A 16,964-nucleotide genomic window follows, 5' to 3' on the forward strand; every position below is an offset into this window, starting at 1 on the left:
AATTGATGAGATCAATCCTGCCGGGATGCAAACCGGAAAATAACGTCTATTGCCCTTCAATAGAAAGTCACGAAGGGGTGAGCGACAATCACAAAAAACGAGACCAAGAAATTGAAAGGCGCCGGGATTTCTCCCGGCGCCTTAAATCGTTCAAGCTTTAGGCAGCCAGATCGCGAAGAACGGTCTGCAGAATGCCGCCATTGTTCATGTAGATTACCTCGTCCAGCGTATCGATGCGGCAAAGAAGCGGAACTTCCTTCACCGAACCGTCGCTATAGGTGATCTTGGCGATCTTCTTCTCACGCGGCTTGATTTCGCCTTCGAGACCATCGATCTCAACGACTTCGTCTCCCTTGAGATCGAGACTCGCCCAGGTCGTTCCCTCTTCGAAGACGAAGGGAACGACGCCCATGCCGACGAGGTTGGAGCGGTGGATACGCTCGAACGACTGCGCAATCACAGCCTTCACGCCGAGCAGGTTTGTACCCTTCGCCGCCCAGTCGCGGGATGAGCCGTTACCATATTCGACGCCGGCAAAGATGACGAGCGGGACGCCTTCCGCCTTGTATTTCATGGCAGCGTCGTAGATCGACATCTCTTCCTTGGACGGATAGTGGATGGTGTAGCCACCTTCCTTGCCGTTCGGACCAAGCATGTGGTTGCGGATGCGGATATTGGCGAAGGTGCCGCGCATCATCACTTCATGGTTGCCACGCCGCGTGCCGTACTGGTTGAAGTCGGCCACGGCAACGCCATGCTCCGTCAGATAAGCGCCGGCAGGCGATGCAGCCTTGATCGAACCGGCCGGAGAAATATGGTCGGTGGTGATCTTGTCGCCGAAGAGACCGAGGACGCGCGCGCCCTTGATGTTCTTGAGACCGGTGCCCTTTTTGCCCATGCCGACGAAATAAGGCGGGTTCTGAACATAGGTCGACTGGTCATCCCAGGCATAGGTCTGGCCCGGCGGAACCTGAACGGCCTGCCAGTTCGCATCACCCTTGAACACGTCGGCATACTTCGTTTCATAAAGCTCGCGGGTGACGTATTTCAGGATGAATTCCTGGATTTCCTTCGAGGTCGGCCAGATATCCTTGAGATAAACAGGATTGCCGTTCTGGTCGTCGCCGATCGGCTCCTTCGTCAGATCTTTCTGGACCGTGCCGGCAAGGGCATAGGCCACGACGAGCGGCGGCGATGCCAGATAGTTCGCCTGAACGTCAGGCGAAATACGGCCTTCGAAGTTGCGGTTGCCCGAGAGAACGCCTGATGTGATCAGGCCCTTGTCGTTGATCGTCTTGGAGATCGCAGGCGGCAGTGGACCGGAATTGCCGATGCAGGTGGTGCAGCCGAAACCGACGAGGTTGAAACCGATCGCATCGAGATCCTTCTGCAGACCTGACTTGTCGAGATATTCGGCAACGACTTGGCTTCCCGGTGCCAGCGAGGTCTTCACCCATGGCTTGGACTTCAGCCCCTTGGCGACCGCATTGCGGGCGAGAAGGCCGGCAGCGATAAGAACCGAGGGGTTGGAGGTGTTGGTGCAGGAGGTGATGGCGGCAATCGCCACATCGCCATGGCCGAGATCGAAAGCTTCGCCTTCAACCGCATAGCGGCTGTTGAGCTGGCCGGGCTTCTTGTAGTCGTTTTCAAGTGCCGTCGCGAAGTTGGGCGCGATGGTTTCAAGCGGCAGGCGGCCTTCCGGACGCTTGGGGCCAGCCATGGAGGGCACGACGTCACCAAGATCGAGTTCCAGCGTATCGGTGAAGACGAGGTCGGAACCATCGCCGGTGCGCCACATGTCCTGTGCCTTCGAATAGGCTTCGACGAGGGCGATACGGTCCTTGGCACGGCCGGACATCGTCAGGTAATTGATGGTTTCGCCATCAACCGGGAAGAAGCCGCAGGTCGCACCATATTCCGGGCCCATGTTACCGATGGTCGCACGGTCGGCGAGAGACATCGAATCAAGGCCGGGACCGAAGAATTCGACGAACTTGGAAACCACGCCCTTCTTGCGCAGCATCTGCACGACGGTCAGCACGAGGTCGGTCGCGGTGACGCCTTCCTTCACCTTGCCGGTCAGCTTGAAGCCGATGACCTCGGGCAGAAGCATGGAAACCGGCTGGCCGAGCATGGCCGCCTCAGCCTCGATACCACCAACACCCCAGCCGAGAACACCGAGACCGTTGATCATGGTCGTGTGGCTGTCGGTGCCGACGCAGGTGTCCGGATAAGCGATCGTTTCGCCTTCCTCTTCTTTCGTCCACACGGTCTGGCCGAGATATTCGAGGTTGACCTGGTGACATATGCCGGTGCCGGGCGGAACGACGCGGAAGTTCTTGAACGCCTGCTGGCCCCACTTCAGGAAGCGGTAACGCTCGCCGTTGCGCTCATATTCGAGTTCCACGTTGCGGGCAAAGGCGTTCGGCGTGCCGAATTCATCAACGATAACAGAGTGGTCGATGACGAGGTCGACCGGAACGAGCGGATTGATCTTTTCCGGATCGCCGCCGAGAGCCTTGAGGCCATCACGCATGGCGGCAAGGTCGACCACGGCGGGAACGCCGGTAAAGTCCTGCATGAGAACGCGGGCGGGGCGGTAGGCAATTTCGGTTTCGGTCAGGCCCTTGTTATTCAACCATTCGGAAACCGCAATGATGTGCGCCTTGGTGACAGACTGGCCATCCTCGAAACGCAGCAGGTTTTCCAGAAGAACCTTCATGGAATAGGGCAGCTTGGAAACGCCCTTCAGGCCATTGGCTTCAGCCTTGGGAAGGCTAAAATAGACATAGTCCTTACCATCAACGGTAAGGACGGAACGACATTGAAAACTGTCGAGTGACTTGGGCATGGATTAAAACCCCGCTTACACTGATAGCCAACACGTTCGTGCGGACACCTATGCACTCATGCACATCAGGATGCGGGTACGACCATTTCCGCTGTCCGCACGTGAAAATTGCTCCTCGCAATCGTCAAGTCCGGCGCAAGATGATGTTCACGCCGGCCGCTGGCGTGGTTGACACCCATATAGATAATTTCGGAGAAACGTGCCAGACCATTCAACGAAGCTAATCGATTTTTTTATCGAGACGGCGAAATCTGAAACGGAATCGCAGCATGGATTTGACGGCGGAAAATCTCGGCGTGCGACGTGGCGAAGATTTCATATTCATGAACATTTCCTTCAAGTTAAGCGACGGAGAGGCACTGGTACTGACCGGCCGCAACGGCTCGGGAAAATCCACGCTTCTGCGCACGGTGGCCGGCCTGCTGCGTCCCGAACAGGGGCGAGTGAAGATAGCCGGCGAAGGAATAGACGCCGAGATGCGGCCGTCGGAGGCCTTCCATTATCTCGGCCATCGCAATGCGATGAAAACCGAACTGACCGTCGCGGAAAATCTGCGCTTCTGGAAGGACTTTCTCGGTGATTTTCCCGGCAGCACGGGCGTGGCCATCGATGAGGCAGCGGCGATCGTCGGTCTCGCCGGCATCACCCACCTGCCCTTCGGTTATCTCTCGGCCGGCCAGCAGCGGCGTTTTGCCATGGCGAAACTCCTGGTCGCCTGGCGGCCGGTGTGGATTCTCGACGAGCCAACGGCGGCGCTCGACAGGGCTGCGGACGCCATGTTTACCGATCTCGTGAAAAGCCACCTCGGAAAAGGCGGGATCGTCCTGGCTGCGACCCATCAGCCTCTGGGACTGGAGAAGGCGCAGGAATTGCAGATGACGGGGTTTGCGGGTGTGGAGACTTGGGCATGATGGTGATGTGCGCGGAGCCCACCCCCCTCTGCCCTGCAGGGCATCTCCCCCTCAAGGGGGGAGATCGGCAGGAAGCGCTACCACCACTTCATTCGCAAACGTTGAGATGGGCGAGACTTATCCGCATATCGATCTCCGTCCTTGAGGGGGAGATGCCCGGCAGGGCAAAGGGGGGTAAGGCCCCAGACGCGGAGCGACCCCAATGACCGTCCTCTTCCTCCGCGACATCAAACTCTCCATCCGCGCCGGCGGCGGTGCGCTGATCGGCGTGCTGTTCTTCATGACCGTGGTTGCCGTTATCCCCTTTGGCGTCGGCCCCGATCTCAACCTGCTCGCCCGCATCGGCCCCGCCATCGTCTGGATCGGCGCGCTTCTGTCCGCCCTTCTCGGCCTCGACCGGCTGTTTCAGGCTGAACGGGATGACGGCTCTCTCGATCTGATCTTGATGCAGGAAACCCCGCTGGTACTGACCGTCTTCGTCAAATGTCTGGCGCATTGGGTGGGAACCGGCCTGCCGCTGGTGCTGGCATCACCGTTGCTCGGCCTGTTCATGAACATGGACGAGGTGGCGATCGGTGCCGTGATGCTCACGCTTCTCGTCGGCTCACCCGCCATCACCTTCATCGGCGCGGTGGGCGCGGCGGTTGCCGTTGCCCTGCCGCGAGGTGGCCTTCTGGTTTCCATCCTCGTCCTGCCGCTCGCCATTCCGGTGCTGATCTTCGGCGTCAGCGCTTCCTATGCGGCGGTGCAGGACCCCGCGCCCTTCATGCCGCCATTTTTCATTCTCTGCGCGATCACGTTATTTTCAGCCGTGACCGGCCCTTTCTTTGCCGCTTTGGCACTGCGCAATGTTATGGATTGACGAAACCGTGATGGATGATCCCCTGTTGACAGGGATCAATTGCGGGGCGGCCATTCTCGGGTTACACAAACGGCATGAACGAGCAGATCTTCACCATCACCAAATTCAGCGATCTCGCCAACCCCACCCGGTTTCTGGCGCTGGCGGCGCGCATTCTGCCCTGGCTCGCTGGGCTCACGGCGCTGGTGCTGGCCGCTGGTCTTTATCTCTCCTTCACCACTGACGGTGATTACCAGCAGGGTTACACCGTGCGCATCATGTATGTGCATGTGCCCTCTGCCTGGCTGGCGATGATGTGTTATTCGGTCATGGCGGTCTCTGCCATCGGGACGCTCGTCTGGCGTCATCCGCTGGCGGATGTCAGCCACAAGGCCGCCGCCCCCATTGGTGCTGCCTTCACGCTGATTGCGCTCATCACCGGCTCGCTCTGGGGCAAACCGATGTGGGGCACCTGGTGGGTGTGGGATGCGCGGCTCACCTCCGTTTTTGTGCTTTTCCTGATGTATCTCGGGCTGATAGCGCTCAACCGCGCCATGGATGACCCATCCAGAGCAGCCCGTGTCAGCGCCGTGCTGATCCTCGTCGGTTTCGTGAATATTCCGATCATCAAGTTTTCGGTCGAGTGGTGGAATACGCTGCACCAGCCGGCAAGCGTCATCCGCATGGGCGGTTCCGCCATCGATGCAGAGTTTCTGTGGCCGCTTCTGACCATGGCGATCGGTTTCACGCTGCTGTTCTTCACCTTGCACATCGCCGCCATGCGCAATGAAATCTGGCGCAGGCGCGTGGCCGCGCAGCGGCGGCTTGCCGCGCGCATGGCCAACCGGGAGGGCTGAGGTGATGACACACGCCTTTTATATCGGCATGTCCTATGCGGCGACCGGCCTTGTCGTTCTCTGTCTCATCGCCTGGGTCGTCGTTGATGGCCAGGCGCGCAAACGGGAGCTGAAGCAACTCGAAGCATCCGGCGTTCGCCGCCGGGCGAGAGCCGCTTCCGCGGGTGATGCGCAATGACGCAGGCCGACCACGACACCAAGGCCAAAACAACGGGCCGCGCCCGTTATGCGCTGGCGCTGCTGCCGCTTCTGCTGTTTGGTGGTTTTGCCCTCATTGCCGGCAAGATGCTCTACGATCAGGACGTGAACGGGCTGGATATCAGCGCTATTCCCTCCGCACTCATCGGCACCAAGGCACCCGCCTTGTCACTGCCGCCGCTGGAAGGCTCCAACTTGCCGGCGCTCACCGACGCCGCTATCAAGGGCAAGCTGACGCTGGTCAATGTTTTCGCTTCCTGGTGCATTCCCTGCCGGCAAGAGCACCCGTTGCTTCAGGAATTGTCAAAGGATAGCCGCATCACCGTCGTCGGCATCAATTACAAGGACAAATCGGACAATGCGCTGCGCTTCCTCGGCGAACTCGGTAATCCATTTGCCGCGATAGGCATCGATCCGAACGGCAAGGCGGCAATCGACTGGGGTGTTTATGGCATTCCCGAAAGTTATCTGGTCGGCGCCGATGGCACGATCCTTTATAAAAAGGTCGGGCCCTTCGACGCCCGCAGCATAGAGCTTGACCTGCTGCCGGCCATCGCGGCAGCGACTGGAAAGTAGCCGCCGCGCCAAAAGGATGTCACGCCTTGGTAATAACCCGGAGCGCAGGCCCTTCCGCAGGCAAACGTATGCCTTCCAGCACGACCTGATCGCGACCGCCGCGCTTTGCGGCATAAAGACTGTCATCGGCCCGCTTGATGGCATCGTGAATGGAATGATCGCCCCTCGCAACAGCCGAGACGCCGAAACTTGCGGTGATCTGGCTGGTGACGCCGCGGTTGCGCCAGTCGAGCGACGAAAGACCCGTGCGCATGCCATTGGCAAGCTGACCGGCCGCAGCAGCCGTTTGTCCGGGCAGGAAGACCACGAATTCCTCACCACCGAAACGCGCCACCAGCGCATCGTCAGGCGCGTTTCGCCTGAGGAGATCGGAAAGGCCGATAAGCACGATATCGCCAGCCGCATGACCGTAAACATCGTTGATGCGCTTGAAGTGGTCTATGTCGCAGGCGATGATCGCGCCGTCAGGCGTATCGTTGCGAAAGTCAGGAACGCGCCGGTCGAAACCGCGGCGGTTCAACACATCCGTCAGCGGATCATGTTCCGCCGCATGCAGGTGACGGTCGACGGTGACGGAAATCTGGCTTGCGAGCACGGACAGTGCCAGCAGGAAGCCGAAGATGCTGGCGGCGAGCTGCATGTAAAAAGCATAGTCCGACTCGAAGAATTCGCTGAGCTCGATCATCGAGCCACCCGGCGTCATCACCAGCAGCATGCCGATGCGCACCAGCGTCTCCAACACCACGAGCGAGGCGATGGCCACCATCAGCCTGTCAGCGAGCGCGACGGGCCGTTTGCGCACGAGCCAGACCGGAAAGGCGAGCAGCAGAGCGCAGACGAGATCGCCGATGACGAGTTCGCGTTTCAGATCCGGCGTGACGAAAACATGGAACGAGACCAGCAATACCGCCACTGCCACGATCGACAGCCGCGCCTTGGTATAAAGCGGCCGCTCGAAATGGGTGAGCAGCGCGTGGCCATAAAGGAAGAAGGCGGAGAAGAACAACAGGTTCGAAAGAATCGCCTGGACTTCGAACGGCAGGCCGCCAAGCACCAGAGGTGTGGCGAAACCAAAAGCCGCCGCAAGATATCCGATACCCCAATATCGCGCCGAAGCGTGGCCGATCCTATGCAGGAACAGGAACACCACGCCGAATGTCAGCATGATGAAGGGGAGAAGATAGGCGAAATTATCTTGCAACGGGGTCTGCCGGGGAAAGAGACGAGCTTTGTACCCCGACGTTAGCGGAACGCCATTAAGAAAACCTGCATATAAAAAGATGCTTTTGCGGCTTTCCGGCTGGAATTCCGATGGATCAGTTCACATTTGCGGGAGCGCGTTCTGCCATTCCTTGATCACGTCGACAGGCCAGACCAGCATCACGACGTTCAGCGTCAGATTATCGCGGATCAGCCAGCCGGTGAAGATTTCGAAGAAGATGGCGATCACGACCGTCAGCCACACCGGCACGCGCGCGGCAAAGAGGAAACCGAGCGCCATGAAAACCGTGTCCATCGCCGAATTCAGGATGCTGTCGCCGGTATAACCCAGCGCCGTGGTCGCCGTGCGGTAACGATCGATGATAATAGGCGAGTTTTCGAGAAGTTCCCACGCCGCCTCGATCAGAACCGCGAAAGAAAGCCGCATGGAAAACGGCTTGTTGCGGAACAGCAGCCAGGCGAACCAGTAGAACAGGAATCCGTGAATGATATGCGAGGGCGTATACCAGTCGGCCAGATGCTGGGAATTGCCCGGCGTGTTCACGCCCGGCTCGAACAGCTTCACATAACCGCATTCGCAGATGGGAATACGGCCCATGGCGTAGAGAATGACGATCTGCAGCAGAAGCAGTCCGGCAGCCACACCGAACCATCTAAGCGAACGCGAACGGGAAGCCGACATTTCCGCAACTGTCATTTTTCGTCCTTGCCGAGAGGTTCGACAGAATGGCGCATGACGAACGGCATTTGCGCCATGGTGAAGATGATGGTGATCGGCATCGTGCCCCACACCTTGAAGGCCACCCAGGTATCGGTGGTGAACATGCGCCACACCACCTCGTTCAGCACCGCGAGAAAGAGGAAAAACACGCCCCAGCGCAGCGTCAGTTTGCGCCAGCCCTCGTCCGTCAGCTTGAAGGCCGAATTGAAGACGTAACCCAGCAGCGACTGGCCAAAGAACAGGCCGCCCAGTAGAATGACACCGAACAGCGTGTTGACGATGGTCGGTTTCATCTTGATGAAGGTATCGTTCTGCAGCCACAGCGTCAGCGCGCCGAACACAAACACCACGATGCCAGATATCAGCGGCATGATCGGCAGCTTCCGCGTCAAAATCCAGGACACGGTCAAGGCAGTGGCGGTCGCGATCATGAAGAGCCCGGTGGCGATGAAGATCGGACCGCCGAATTCCGTCAGCACCGGGAAGGTGGAAGCGAGCCATTCGCCCCGGGAATTGGCGAAAAAGAACACCATAAGCGGACCAAGCTCGAGCACGAATTTCAAGAGCGGGCTGATTTCCGCCACCATCTTTTCGCTTTCCTTGGAATTGCTTTCGATATCCATACTCAAACTCCCGCAATGGCCTTGGCGAAATCTTCCGCCTCGAAGGGCTCCAGATCCTCAACGCCTTCACCCACACCGATGAAATAAACCGGCAGCTTATGTTTGGCAGCGATAGCGACGAGGATACCGCCCCGCGCCGTGCCATCCAATTTTGTCATAATCAGGCCCGAAACACCCGCAACATTGCGGAATATCTCCACCTGGTTCATGGCGTTCTGTCCCGTCGTCGCATCCAGCGTCTGCAGCACGGTATGCGGCGCATCCGGATCGAGCTTGCCGAGCACCCGCACGATCTTTTCCAGCTCCGCCATCAATTCAGTCTTGTTCTGCAAACGGCCGGCCGTATCGATGATGAGCACATCACTTTTCTGCGCCCGCGCCTGCTCATAGGCGTCGTAGGCAAGACCGGCCGCATCCGCACCGAGCTTGGTGCCGATAAATTCCGAGCCCGTGCGGTCCGCCCATATCTTCAGCTGCTCGATCGCCGCGGCGCGGAACGTATCGCCAGCTGCCAGCATCACCTTGAGACCCGAGCCGGAAAGCTTGGCGGCAAGCTTGCCGATGGTCGTCGTCTTGCCGGTACCGTTCACACCGACAACGAGAATGACATGCGGCTTGTGCGAAAGATCGAGCTCCAGAGGCTTGGCAACAGGCTTCAGAACCTTGGTGATCTCGCCCGCCATGATGCGCGCCACATCCTCGCCGCTCACATCCTTGCCGTAGCGTTCCGAAGACAGGGCGCCGGTGATACGCATGGCGGTCTCGACGCCGAGATCGGACTGGATGAGAAGATCTTCCAGCTCGTCGAGCGTATCCTCATCCAGCTTGCGTTTGGTGAAGAGGGCCGAAATCTGCGTGGTCAGCTGCGACGAGGTGCGGGCAAGACCGGCCCGCAAGCGCTGGAACCAGGTCAATTTTACCTGGGGTGCGACAGGAACAGGTTCCTCCCGTTCGCGTGCCGAGGAAAAGCCCTTGGGCAAGACCGGAGGAATGGCAGGCGATTCCACCGCGCTTGCGGCTTCCGCCTCATTGAGCAATGCATCCATCGCATCTGCGTCGAGCCCGGCATCCAGGGGTTCCGGCAAAGGTTCCCCCTGCTCCTCGGCAGCGGCTTCCGCCTGAAGCAAGGATAAGGGCACCAAACCCATATCGCCGGAAAGCTCGGCGCCTGGAAGAAGCGGCGCATCCTCTTCCTCATCGTCTTCAGCGGGGGCAACATCGACGGCCTCGTCGGCAGCCGGCCCGCCGGCCGTCTCCATCTCCAGTTCGGACACCGGGTCCTTGTCGACAGCGTCATGCGCTTCAGCGTCACTCAGCGCGGCTTCGAAGGAGGCATTTTCATTGCCACGCTCAAGCGCAGCATCCTCTTGCGGCCGCTCTTCCGTTTCGGCCTTGTCCTTGCCGAACGAAAAGACTTTTTTGATGAAGCCGAGGGCCATGGTTGTTCCCGTGTCTTTTCTCTTTGGTCGCCTCAGGCCGCATCCGCCGCCAGAAGCTTCATGTTCAGATGTTTGCCGTTGTGGCCGGTAATCGCAACCTGCGCAAGAGTACGCGGGGCAAGATCGGGCGCTGCCACCAGCGTGAAATTGTCGGTATGGGCAAAACCGCTGTTTTCGACGAGGACCGTCTGCACCGAACCGACCATGTTTTGCAGATGCGCCTGCTTGAGCGCCTCGCCGCGCGCCCGAAGCCGTCCCGCCCGCTCCTTCACCAGCGCCCGGTCGAGCTGCGGCATACGCACAGCAGGCGTACCTTCGCGCGGGCTATAGGGAAACACGTGCAGGCTGGAAATACCGCATTCTTCCGCCAGCGTCGCGGCGTTTTCAAGCATCTCTTCCGTTTCGGTCGGGAAACCGGCGATCATATCCGCACCGAAGGCGATATCGGGCCTCAGCGATCGCACCTCGTTGCAGAAGCGAATGGCATCGGCCCGCAAATGACGGCGTTTCATGCGTTTCAGGATCATGTCGTCGCCATGCTGGAGGGACAGGTGCAGATGCGGCATGAAACGCGGCTCATCGGCAATCAGATCCATCAGATGATGATCTGCCTCAATACTATCGATCGAGGAAAGCCGGAGACGAATAATATCAGGCACCTGCTTCAGCAATGTCTTGGCGAGGTAACCGAGCGACGGTTCGCCCGGCAGATCAGCCCCATAACTCGTGGCATCCACACCGGTCAGCACGATTTCGCAATAGCCGCTTTCCGTCAGCCTGCGGGCCTGATCCACCACGGCACCCATCGGCACGGAACGCGAATTTCCGCGCCCATAGGGAATGATGCAGAAGGTGCAGCGATGATCGCAGCCATTCTGCACCTGAATGAAGGCGCGCACATGCCCGTCAATGTGCTTCACCATCTGCGGCGCGGTCGCCTTGATGCTCATGATGTCGTTGACGCGCAGCTTTTCTTCCGCTGAAACGCCGAAATCCGGCAGCGCGCGATAGGAGGCGCTTTTCAGCTTTTCCTCGTTGCCCAGCACCGCATCCACTTCCGGCATGTCGGCGAAGGTCTGCTTTTCTGTCTGGGCGGCGCAGCCGGTGACGATGATGCGTGCATGCGGATTATCCCGCCGGGCGCGGCGGATGGCCTGGCGCGCCTGCCGCACCGCTTCGCCCGTCACGGCGCAGGTATTGACCAGCACGGCATTGTTGAGCCCCGCCTTTTCGGCCTCCGCCCGCATCACTTCCGATTCATAGGTGTTGAGACGGCAGCCGAAGGTTATGACCTCGACGCCACTCATACAGCCCCCCGCTCGACCGCATCCCGCGCCCAGACGCCGGTGACGGGATCGACGGAACCCGACCATTCCCATTCGGCCGGGCCGGTCATGACGACGTGATTATCCTCGCGCCAGTCGATGGTCAGCGGCACGCGCACGGGGCTGGAGGCGACATCGATGGTGACCTTTCGGCCGGTGCGGCCGGTGCGGGCAGCGGAAACAGCCGACGCACAGGCGGCGGAACCGCAGGCAAGCGTCAACCCCGCGCCGCGCTCCCAGGTGCGGGTGCGAAGTGCGCTGTCGGAAATCACCTGCGCCAGCGTGATATTGGCCTTTTCCGGAAACATCGGATGATTTTCGAGAAGCGGCCCGAAACGTTCGAGATCAAACGTCATCGGATCGCGATCAACCCAGAAAATCGCATGCGGGTTGCCCATGGACATGACCGCAGGCGAATGCAGGATCGGCGCATCGATCGGCCCGATCTGCAATTCGATGCGGCTCGTATCGTGGAATTCTTCAGACAGCGGAATGTCGCTCCAGCGGAAACGCGGCAGGCCCATATCAACCGATATCATGCCGTCTTCATGCTCGACGGCGTTCAGAATGCCAGCGACCGTCTGGAAGGTGAAGCTGGTCTTGCCGGTTTCGGAAGACAGCGCCTGCACCACGCAGCGCGTGCCGTTGCCGCAAGCCTGTGCCTTGGTGCCATCGCAATTGAGAATATCGATGAAAGCATCCGTGCCGCCGACACGCGGATCGTGGATCGCCATGATCTGGTCGAACTGCGTGGCGGGATTGGAATTGAGGGCGATGGCAGCCGCTGGCGTGACCATATCCTTGCGGCCGCGCATATCGACAACGAGGATCTTGTTGGCAAGCCCGTTCATCTTCGCAAATTCGACCGTGTCCGCCATCGCTTTAAAACCTGAAAACTGCCTGAAAACCGAGTTGCATACGGGATTTTCCCGCGCTTTCGCCCTATATGGCGGAAAGGACGGGAAATTACCAGACTGTTGCGGCGCAAACGGGGCGGTCGTCAGGCGGAAGGCACGTCGAAAACCTCGCCGGGGCGCATCGGCCGAAAACGGCTCTCCTCCACCCCCTGCTCCGTCAGTGCTGCCTTGAGGGCCGCAAGCGGCGCATCCACCGCCTCATCGGTGAGCTGCACCGTACCCCAATGGTGGCCGCAGACATGCGCCGCACCACAAAGCCTCATACCCTCTACGGCTTCTGCCGGGTTCTGGTGCTGGCCCTTCATAAACCAGCGCGGTTCGTAGGCGCCGAAGGGCAGGTTGGCGAGGCGGAACTCACCATGCTTCTTGCGAGCAGCGCCGTAATTGAGACCCTCGTGGAAGCCGGTATCGCCAATATGGTAGATCTTGCCGCCGGGCGTTTCGATGACGAAGGCAGCCCAGAGTGCCATGCTCCGATCGTTCAAACCGCGCGCCGACCAGTGATGGCAGGGCTCGAAGTGAATTTTCACCGAACCCGTCTCCACCACATCGCCCCAGTCCCCCACCTTGATACGCGCCGCCTCAACGCCGGTGCGGATGACGGCGTCATTGCCGAGCGGCGTGATGAAGAGCGGCTTATGCGCCACATGCAGGCGCTTCAGCGTTTCCATATCCAGATGGTCGTAATGATTATGCGTCACCAGCACCAGATCGATGGGCGGCAGGTCTTCAAAACGGATGCCCGGCGGGTTAACCCGCTTGGGGCCGGCAAAGCTGAGCGGGCTGGTGCGCTGCGACCACACCGGATCAACAAGAATATTCAGCCCCGCCGTTTGTATGAGAAAGGAGGCATGGCCGACGAAGGTGACGCGCATATCCCTGCCGTCGATCCGGGCTTCCGGTTTCGCGAAGGGAAACGGGCTCGGATAGGTTTCCGGCCATGTGGCGCGCTCGCCATTAAAGCGCCATTTCAAAAGGCCCATGAAATTGCCGGGCGGCGTACCGCCGGGATTGAAGAAGCGCACTCCGTCAAAATGATCGGAGATCGGGCCGCTATAATAGGCGCTGGCGCTCGAACGGCGTGCATAAAGGCCCCCGCCCGCCAGAGCGAGCAGGCCAAGTGCGGAAAAACGAAAAAAGTTTCGACGTTTCATGACAAAGGTATAGGAAGCGCAATGACCCCGTTCAAGCGCTGCCAATAGCGGCCTGTGGCCGATCACGCAAAGATGACTTGCGGGCTTCGTCGGCCGGAAACCGGCACCGCCTTGACTTTTCCTGCACTTTCCTGTTTATCCCGCCCATCAGCTGGCAGTTTCACGACTCCAAGCCGCCGACCGGGACCCGAAAAGGTATAAAGAGATCCCGGAGGTCAACACCCGACAGCGCGATGCGCCCTCGGGTGCTTTTTGGCTTTGCGTCTTGTTTTTGCCAGCGAAAGCACCGACGTTTCGGAAACCCCGGAACGAAGAAGGAAGAAACGATGTTTGAAAACCTCCAGGACCGCCTTGGTTCCATTCTGAATGGACTGACCGGCCGTGGCGCGCTGACGGAAGCCGATGTTGCCGCCGCCCTGCGCGAGGTTCGCCGTGCGCTTCTGGAAGCGGACGTGGCGCTGGAAGTCGTGCGTTCCTTCACCGACAGGGTGCGTGAAAAGGCCGTCGGCGCAGCGGTTCTGAAATCCATCAAGCCCGGCCAGATGGTCGTCAAGATCGTGCATGACGAGCTTGTCGAAATGCTTGGCACCGAAGGCGTTTCTATCGACCTGCATGCGGCCGCCCCCGTCGTCATCATGATGGTGGGTCTGCAGGGCTCGGGTAAAACCACCACAACTGGCAAGATCGCCAAGCGCCTGACCGACCGCGACAAGAAGAAGGTGCTGATGGCATCTCTCGACACGCGTCGTCCGGCCGCACAGGAACAGCTGCGCCAGCTCGGCGTCCAGACGGGCGTCGATACGCTGCCGATCATCGCCGGCCAGTCGCCGACAGATATCGCCGCACGCGCCGTACAGGCTGCGAAACTCGGCGGCCACGACGTCGTCATTCTCGATACTGCCGGCCGCACGCACATCGACGAACCCTTGATGCTGGAAATGGCCGACATCAAGAAGAAATCCAACCCGCATGAAATCCTGCTGGTAGCGGATTCGCTGACCGGTCAGGACGCCGTCAACCTCGCGCGCAATTTCGATGAGCGTGTCGGCATCACCGGCCTTGTGCTTACCCGTATGGACGGCGACGGACGCGGCGGTGCGGCCCTTTCCATGCGCGCCGTCACCGGCAAGCCGATTAAGCTGATCGGTATCGGCGAGCGCATGAACGAACTCGACGAGTTCCATCCGCGCCGTATCGCCGACCGTATTCTCGGCATGGGCGACATCGTCTCGCTGGTCGAAAAGGCCGCCGAAAACATCGATGCGGAAAAAGCCCGCTCCATGGCCGAGAAGATGGCCAAGGGCAAGTTCGACCTCAACGATCTGGCCGACCAGCTTGGTCAGATGAAGAAGATGGGCGGCATGGGCGGCATCATGGGACTGATGCCCGGCATGGCCGGCATGAAGGACAAGATGGCTTCGGCCGGTATGAACGACAAGATGTTCGACCGCCAGATCGCCATCATCTCTTCTATGACCAAGGCCGAGCGCGCCAATCCGGATATTCTGAAACACAGCCGCAAGAAGCGCATCGCCGCCGGCTCCGGCACCGATGCCGCCGAAATCAACAAGCTCTTGAAAATGCATCGCGGCATGGCCGACATGATGAAGGCCATGGGCGGCAAGGGCAAAGGCGGCATCATGAAACAGATGATGGGCGGCCTTGCCGGCAAGATGGGTCTTGGTGGGATGATGGGCGGCGGCATGCCTGATCTGTCGAACATCGATCCGAAGCAGCTTGAGGCGCTCCAGAAACAGGCTGAAGCCGCCGGTCTCGGCAAGCCGGGTGCAATGCCCGGCATGGGTGGTCTGCCGGGCGGATTGCCCGGTCTCGGTGGGGCAAAGCTGCCGGGTCTTGGTGGCATGCCGGGCCTGCCTGGTTTCCCGAAAAAGAAGTGAGGGCGACGCCAATGAACAATACAGAGGTGAAAGCCCAGCTTTCCGAATACCGCCAGTCGATCGACAATATCGATGCCGCACTGGTTCACATTCTTGCTGAACGCTTCCGCTGCACCAAGGCGGTGGGCGTGTTGAAGGCAACATACAGTTTGCCGCCGGCCGACCCGGCGCGCGAGGAATACCAGATCGAACGCCTTCGCCGTCTTGCGAAGGACGCCAATCTGGACCCGGATTTCGCCGAGAAGTTTTTAAACTTCGTCATCAAGGAAGTCATCCGGCATCATGAAGCAATAGCCGCCGAACATGGCGGTCATGAAAAGACCGCCTGACCGGCGGACAAGCCATCTTAAGGAGTAAATCACATGGCACTGAAAATTCGTCTCGCACGCGGTGGTTCCAAGAAGCGCCCGTATTACCAGATCGTCGTTGCTGACGCCCGTTCGCCCCGCGACGGCCGTTTCCTCGAGAAGGTCGGTTCCTGGAACCCGATGCTTGCCAAGGACAACCCGCTGCGCGTTGAGCTGAAGGCTGACCTCATCAAGGAATGGATCGCCAAGGGCGCACAGCCGACCGACCGCGTTCTGCGCTTCCTCGCAGAGGCAGGCCTTGCCGAGCGCGCCGCTCGCAGCAACCCGGAAAAGGCACTGCCGGGCAAGCGCGCTCTGGAACGCGTTGCTGAAAAGAAGCAGAAGGCTGAAGATGCAGCCGCTGCTGCTGCTGCGGAAGCCTCTGCTGCAGAATAATCTGCACGGAAACTTTTGAAGAACGGGTGGCGTGGTTTTCCATGCCGCCCGTTTTTTTGTTTATTTTGGCGTCAACAAACCTTAAAGCTGACGCAACCAACACCAGAAGACGGACGGCCCGATGGCAAAGCTGGAAAACCCGATACTCATGGCAAAGATCGGCGGCGCGCAGGGCCTGCGCGGCGAAGTCCGCGTCAGCACCTATACGGACGACCCGATGGCGCTGGGCGATTACGGCAATCTGGTCACCGCCGATGGCCGCGTCTTTGAAATTCTGGAAGTTCGCGAAGGCAAGAATGTCGTCGTCGTCCGTTTCCGTGGCATCAACGATCGCAATGCGGCCGAAAGCCTGAACGGGCTGGAACTCTTCATTGAACGCGACAATCTGCCGGATGATGAACTCGACGATGACGAATTCTATTACGCCGATCTCGAAGGGTTGGAAGCCGTTGATGCCGAAGGAAAAAGCTACGGCGCCGTCAGCGCCGTCTACGATTTCGGCGCGGGTGATCTGCTGGAACTGAAAGGCGCCGGCCGCCGCCCTGCCCTCATTCCGTTTTCCGAGGCTGCGGTGCTGGAGATCGATCTGGAGGCCGGGCGCATTCTCATCGACCCAATGGCCGCCGGCCTGATCGACAATCCTGACGACAAGGACCAAAACGGCATGTCGCCGTTCGGTAAGAAATAAA

Annotated in this window: 17 protein-coding genes; 9 read left to right on the top strand and 8 right to left on the bottom strand. The window is 59.6% G+C overall.

Features of this window, described 5'->3' with window-relative positions:
* Positions 1-157 precede the first annotated feature (157 nt).
* On the bottom strand, positions 158-2,851 hold the full coding sequence (gene acnA / locus ATU_RS13075) for an aconitate hydratase AcnA (protein ID WP_006310860.1): 2,694 nt from the start codon (positions 2,849-2,851) through the stop codon (positions 158-160).
* Positions 2,852-3,120: 269 nt separating this feature from the next.
* Here acnA and ccmA point away from each other — a divergent pair, with 269 nt between their 5' ends.
* The 5 genes from ccmA (at position 3,121) to ATU_RS13100 (ending at position 6,234) form a co-directional block, all read left to right on the top strand.
* The gene (gene ccmA, locus ATU_RS13080; RefSeq protein ID WP_010972489.1) at positions 3,121-3,762 is read left to right on the top strand and encodes a heme ABC exporter ATP-binding protein CcmA; all 642 of its coding nucleotides are present in this window, start codon (positions 3,121-3,123) and stop codon (positions 3,760-3,762) included.
* A 202-nt stretch (positions 3,763-3,964) separates the two neighbouring features.
* Complete coding sequence (ccmB, locus tag ATU_RS13085) at positions 3,965-4,624, top strand: heme exporter protein CcmB (protein ID WP_006310863.1); 660 nt, start codon at positions 3,965-3,967, stop codon at positions 4,622-4,624.
* Between the two features lie 74 nt (positions 4,625-4,698).
* Positions 4,699-5,460 (top strand): heme ABC transporter permease, encoded by a 762-nt coding sequence (locus ATU_RS13090; RefSeq protein WP_006310864.1) that lies wholly within the window; start codon positions 4,699-4,701, stop codon positions 5,458-5,460.
* Between the two features lie 4 nt (positions 5,461-5,464).
* Positions 5,465-5,638, top strand: coding sequence for a heme exporter protein CcmD (gene ccmD / locus ATU_RS13095; RefSeq protein ID WP_006310865.1), 174 nt, complete (start codon positions 5,465-5,467; stop codon positions 5,636-5,638).
* A complete protein-coding gene (locus ATU_RS13100; protein ID WP_006310866.1) occupies positions 5,635-6,234 on the top strand; it encodes a DsbE family thiol:disulfide interchange protein in 600 nt (199 codons plus the stop codon). The genes ccmD and ATU_RS13100 overlap by 4 nt, the downstream gene beginning before the upstream one ends.
* Positions 6,235-6,253: 19 nt before the next feature.
* On the opposite strand, the gene ATU_RS13105 is transcribed toward ATU_RS13100, so the two are convergent.
* The 7 genes from ATU_RS13105 to ATU_RS13135 all read right to left on the bottom strand — a co-directional run bounded on the left by ATU_RS13105 (position 6,254) and on the right by ATU_RS13135 (position 13,634).
* Positions 6,254-7,435 (bottom strand): GGDEF domain-containing protein, encoded by a 1,182-nt coding sequence (locus tag ATU_RS13105; RefSeq protein WP_035257994.1) that lies wholly within the window; start codon positions 7,433-7,435, stop codon positions 6,254-6,256.
* A gap of 120 nt (positions 7,436-7,555) precedes the next feature.
* On the bottom strand, positions 7,556-8,152 hold the full coding sequence (locus ATU_RS13110; protein WP_010972622.1) for a DUF2585 domain-containing protein: 597 nt from the start codon (positions 8,150-8,152) through the stop codon (positions 7,556-7,558).
* Positions 8,149-8,799: a septation protein A gene (locus ATU_RS13115; protein WP_010972492.1), complete on the bottom strand. Its 651-nt coding sequence runs from the start codon at positions 8,797-8,799 to the stop codon at positions 8,149-8,151. Before ATU_RS13115 ends, ATU_RS13110 begins: the two co-directional genes overlap by 4 nt.
* Positions 8,800-8,801: 2 nt before the next feature.
* Positions 8,802-10,238 (bottom strand): signal recognition particle-docking protein FtsY, encoded by a 1,437-nt coding sequence (ftsY, locus tag ATU_RS13120; protein WP_010972493.1) that lies wholly within the window; start codon positions 10,236-10,238, stop codon positions 8,802-8,804.
* Between the two features lie 32 nt (positions 10,239-10,270).
* On the bottom strand, positions 10,271-11,545 hold the full coding sequence (gene mtaB, locus ATU_RS13125) for a tRNA (N(6)-L-threonylcarbamoyladenosine(37)-C(2))-methylthiotransferase MtaB (protein ID WP_010972494.1): 1,275 nt from the start codon (positions 11,543-11,545) through the stop codon (positions 10,271-10,273).
* Positions 11,542-12,441 carry a diaminopimelate epimerase gene (gene dapF / locus ATU_RS13130; protein WP_010972495.1) on the bottom strand — a complete coding sequence of 300 codons (900 nt, stop codon included), beginning with the start codon at positions 12,439-12,441 and terminating at the stop codon, positions 11,542-11,544. The genes mtaB and dapF overlap by 4 nt, the downstream gene beginning before the upstream one ends.
* 122 nt (positions 12,442-12,563) lie before the next feature.
* Positions 12,564-13,634, bottom strand: a complete 1,071-nt coding sequence (locus ATU_RS13135) for an MBL fold metallo-hydrolase (protein WP_010972496.1) — start codon at positions 13,632-13,634, stop codon at positions 12,564-12,566.
* A 326-nt stretch (positions 13,635-13,960) separates the two neighbouring features.
* Between ATU_RS13135 and ffh the strand changes: the two genes are divergently transcribed.
* The 4 genes from ffh to rimM all read left to right on the top strand — a co-directional run bounded on the left by ffh (position 13,961) and on the right by rimM (position 16,963).
* A complete protein-coding gene (gene ffh, locus ATU_RS13140) occupies positions 13,961-15,532 on the top strand; it encodes a signal recognition particle protein (RefSeq protein WP_010972497.1) in 1,572 nt (523 codons plus the stop codon).
* 11 nt (positions 15,533-15,543) lie between these two features.
* Positions 15,544-15,861 (top strand): chorismate mutase, encoded by a 318-nt coding sequence (locus ATU_RS13145; RefSeq protein ID WP_006310875.1) that lies wholly within the window; start codon positions 15,544-15,546, stop codon positions 15,859-15,861.
* Between the two features lie 33 nt (positions 15,862-15,894).
* On the top strand, positions 15,895-16,275 hold the full coding sequence (gene rpsP, locus ATU_RS13150) for a 30S ribosomal protein S16 (protein WP_010972498.1): 381 nt from the start codon (positions 15,895-15,897) through the stop codon (positions 16,273-16,275).
* Between the two features lie 121 nt (positions 16,276-16,396).
* The gene (rimM, locus tag ATU_RS13155) at positions 16,397-16,963 is read left to right on the top strand and encodes a ribosome maturation factor RimM (protein ID WP_006310877.1); all 567 of its coding nucleotides are present in this window, start codon (positions 16,397-16,399) and stop codon (positions 16,961-16,963) included.
* Position 16,964: the final 1 nt, after the last annotated feature.

This window comes from Agrobacterium fabrum str. C58 (assembly GCF_000092025.1).
GTDB lineage: Bacteria > Pseudomonadota > Alphaproteobacteria > Rhizobiales > Rhizobiaceae > Agrobacterium > Agrobacterium fabrum.

Bases quoted from the DNA above. Each gene is read 5' to 3' on its own strand.
- acnA (WP_006310860.1), bottom strand. From the start codon at position 2,851: ATGCCCAAGTCACTCGACAGTTTTCAATGTCGTTCCGTCCTTACCGTT.
- ccmA (WP_010972489.1), top strand. From the start codon at position 3,121: ATGGATTTGACGGCGGAAAATCTCGGCGTGCGACGTGGCGAAGATTTC.
- ccmB (WP_006310863.1), top strand. From the start codon at position 3,965: ATGACCGTCCTCTTCCTCCGCGACATCAAACTCTCCATCCGCGCCGGC.
- ATU_RS13090 (WP_006310864.1), top strand. From the start codon at position 4,699: ATGAACGAGCAGATCTTCACCATCACCAAATTCAGCGATCTCGCCAAC.
- ccmD (WP_006310865.1), top strand. From the start codon at position 5,465: ATGACACACGCCTTTTATATCGGCATGTCCTATGCGGCGACCGGCCTT.
- ATU_RS13100 (WP_006310866.1), top strand. From the start codon at position 5,635: ATGACGCAGGCCGACCACGACACCAAGGCCAAAACAACGGGCCGCGCC.
- ATU_RS13110 (WP_010972622.1), bottom strand. From the start codon at position 8,152: ATGACAGTTGCGGAAATGTCGGCTTCCCGTTCGCGTTCGCTTAGATGG.
- ATU_RS13115 (WP_010972492.1), bottom strand. From the start codon at position 8,799: ATGGATATCGAAAGCAATTCCAAGGAAAGCGAAAAGATGGTGGCGGAA.
- ftsY (WP_010972493.1), bottom strand. From the start codon at position 10,238: ATGGCCCTCGGCTTCATCAAAAAAGTCTTTTCGTTCGGCAAGGACAAG.
- mtaB (WP_010972494.1), bottom strand. From the start codon at position 11,545: ATGAGTGGCGTCGAGGTCATAACCTTCGGCTGCCGTCTCAACACCTAT.
- dapF (WP_010972495.1), bottom strand. From the start codon at position 12,441: ATGGCGGACACGGTCGAATTTGCGAAGATGAACGGGCTTGCCAACAAG.
- ATU_RS13135 (WP_010972496.1), bottom strand. From the start codon at position 13,634: ATGAAACGTCGAAACTTTTTTCGTTTTTCCGCACTTGGCCTGCTCGCT.
- ffh (WP_010972497.1), top strand. From the start codon at position 13,961: ATGTTTGAAAACCTCCAGGACCGCCTTGGTTCCATTCTGAATGGACTG.
- ATU_RS13145 (WP_006310875.1), top strand. From the start codon at position 15,544: ATGAACAATACAGAGGTGAAAGCCCAGCTTTCCGAATACCGCCAGTCG.
- rpsP (WP_010972498.1), top strand. From the start codon at position 15,895: ATGGCACTGAAAATTCGTCTCGCACGCGGTGGTTCCAAGAAGCGCCCG.
- rimM (WP_006310877.1), top strand. From the start codon at position 16,397: ATGGCAAAGCTGGAAAACCCGATACTCATGGCAAAGATCGGCGGCGCG.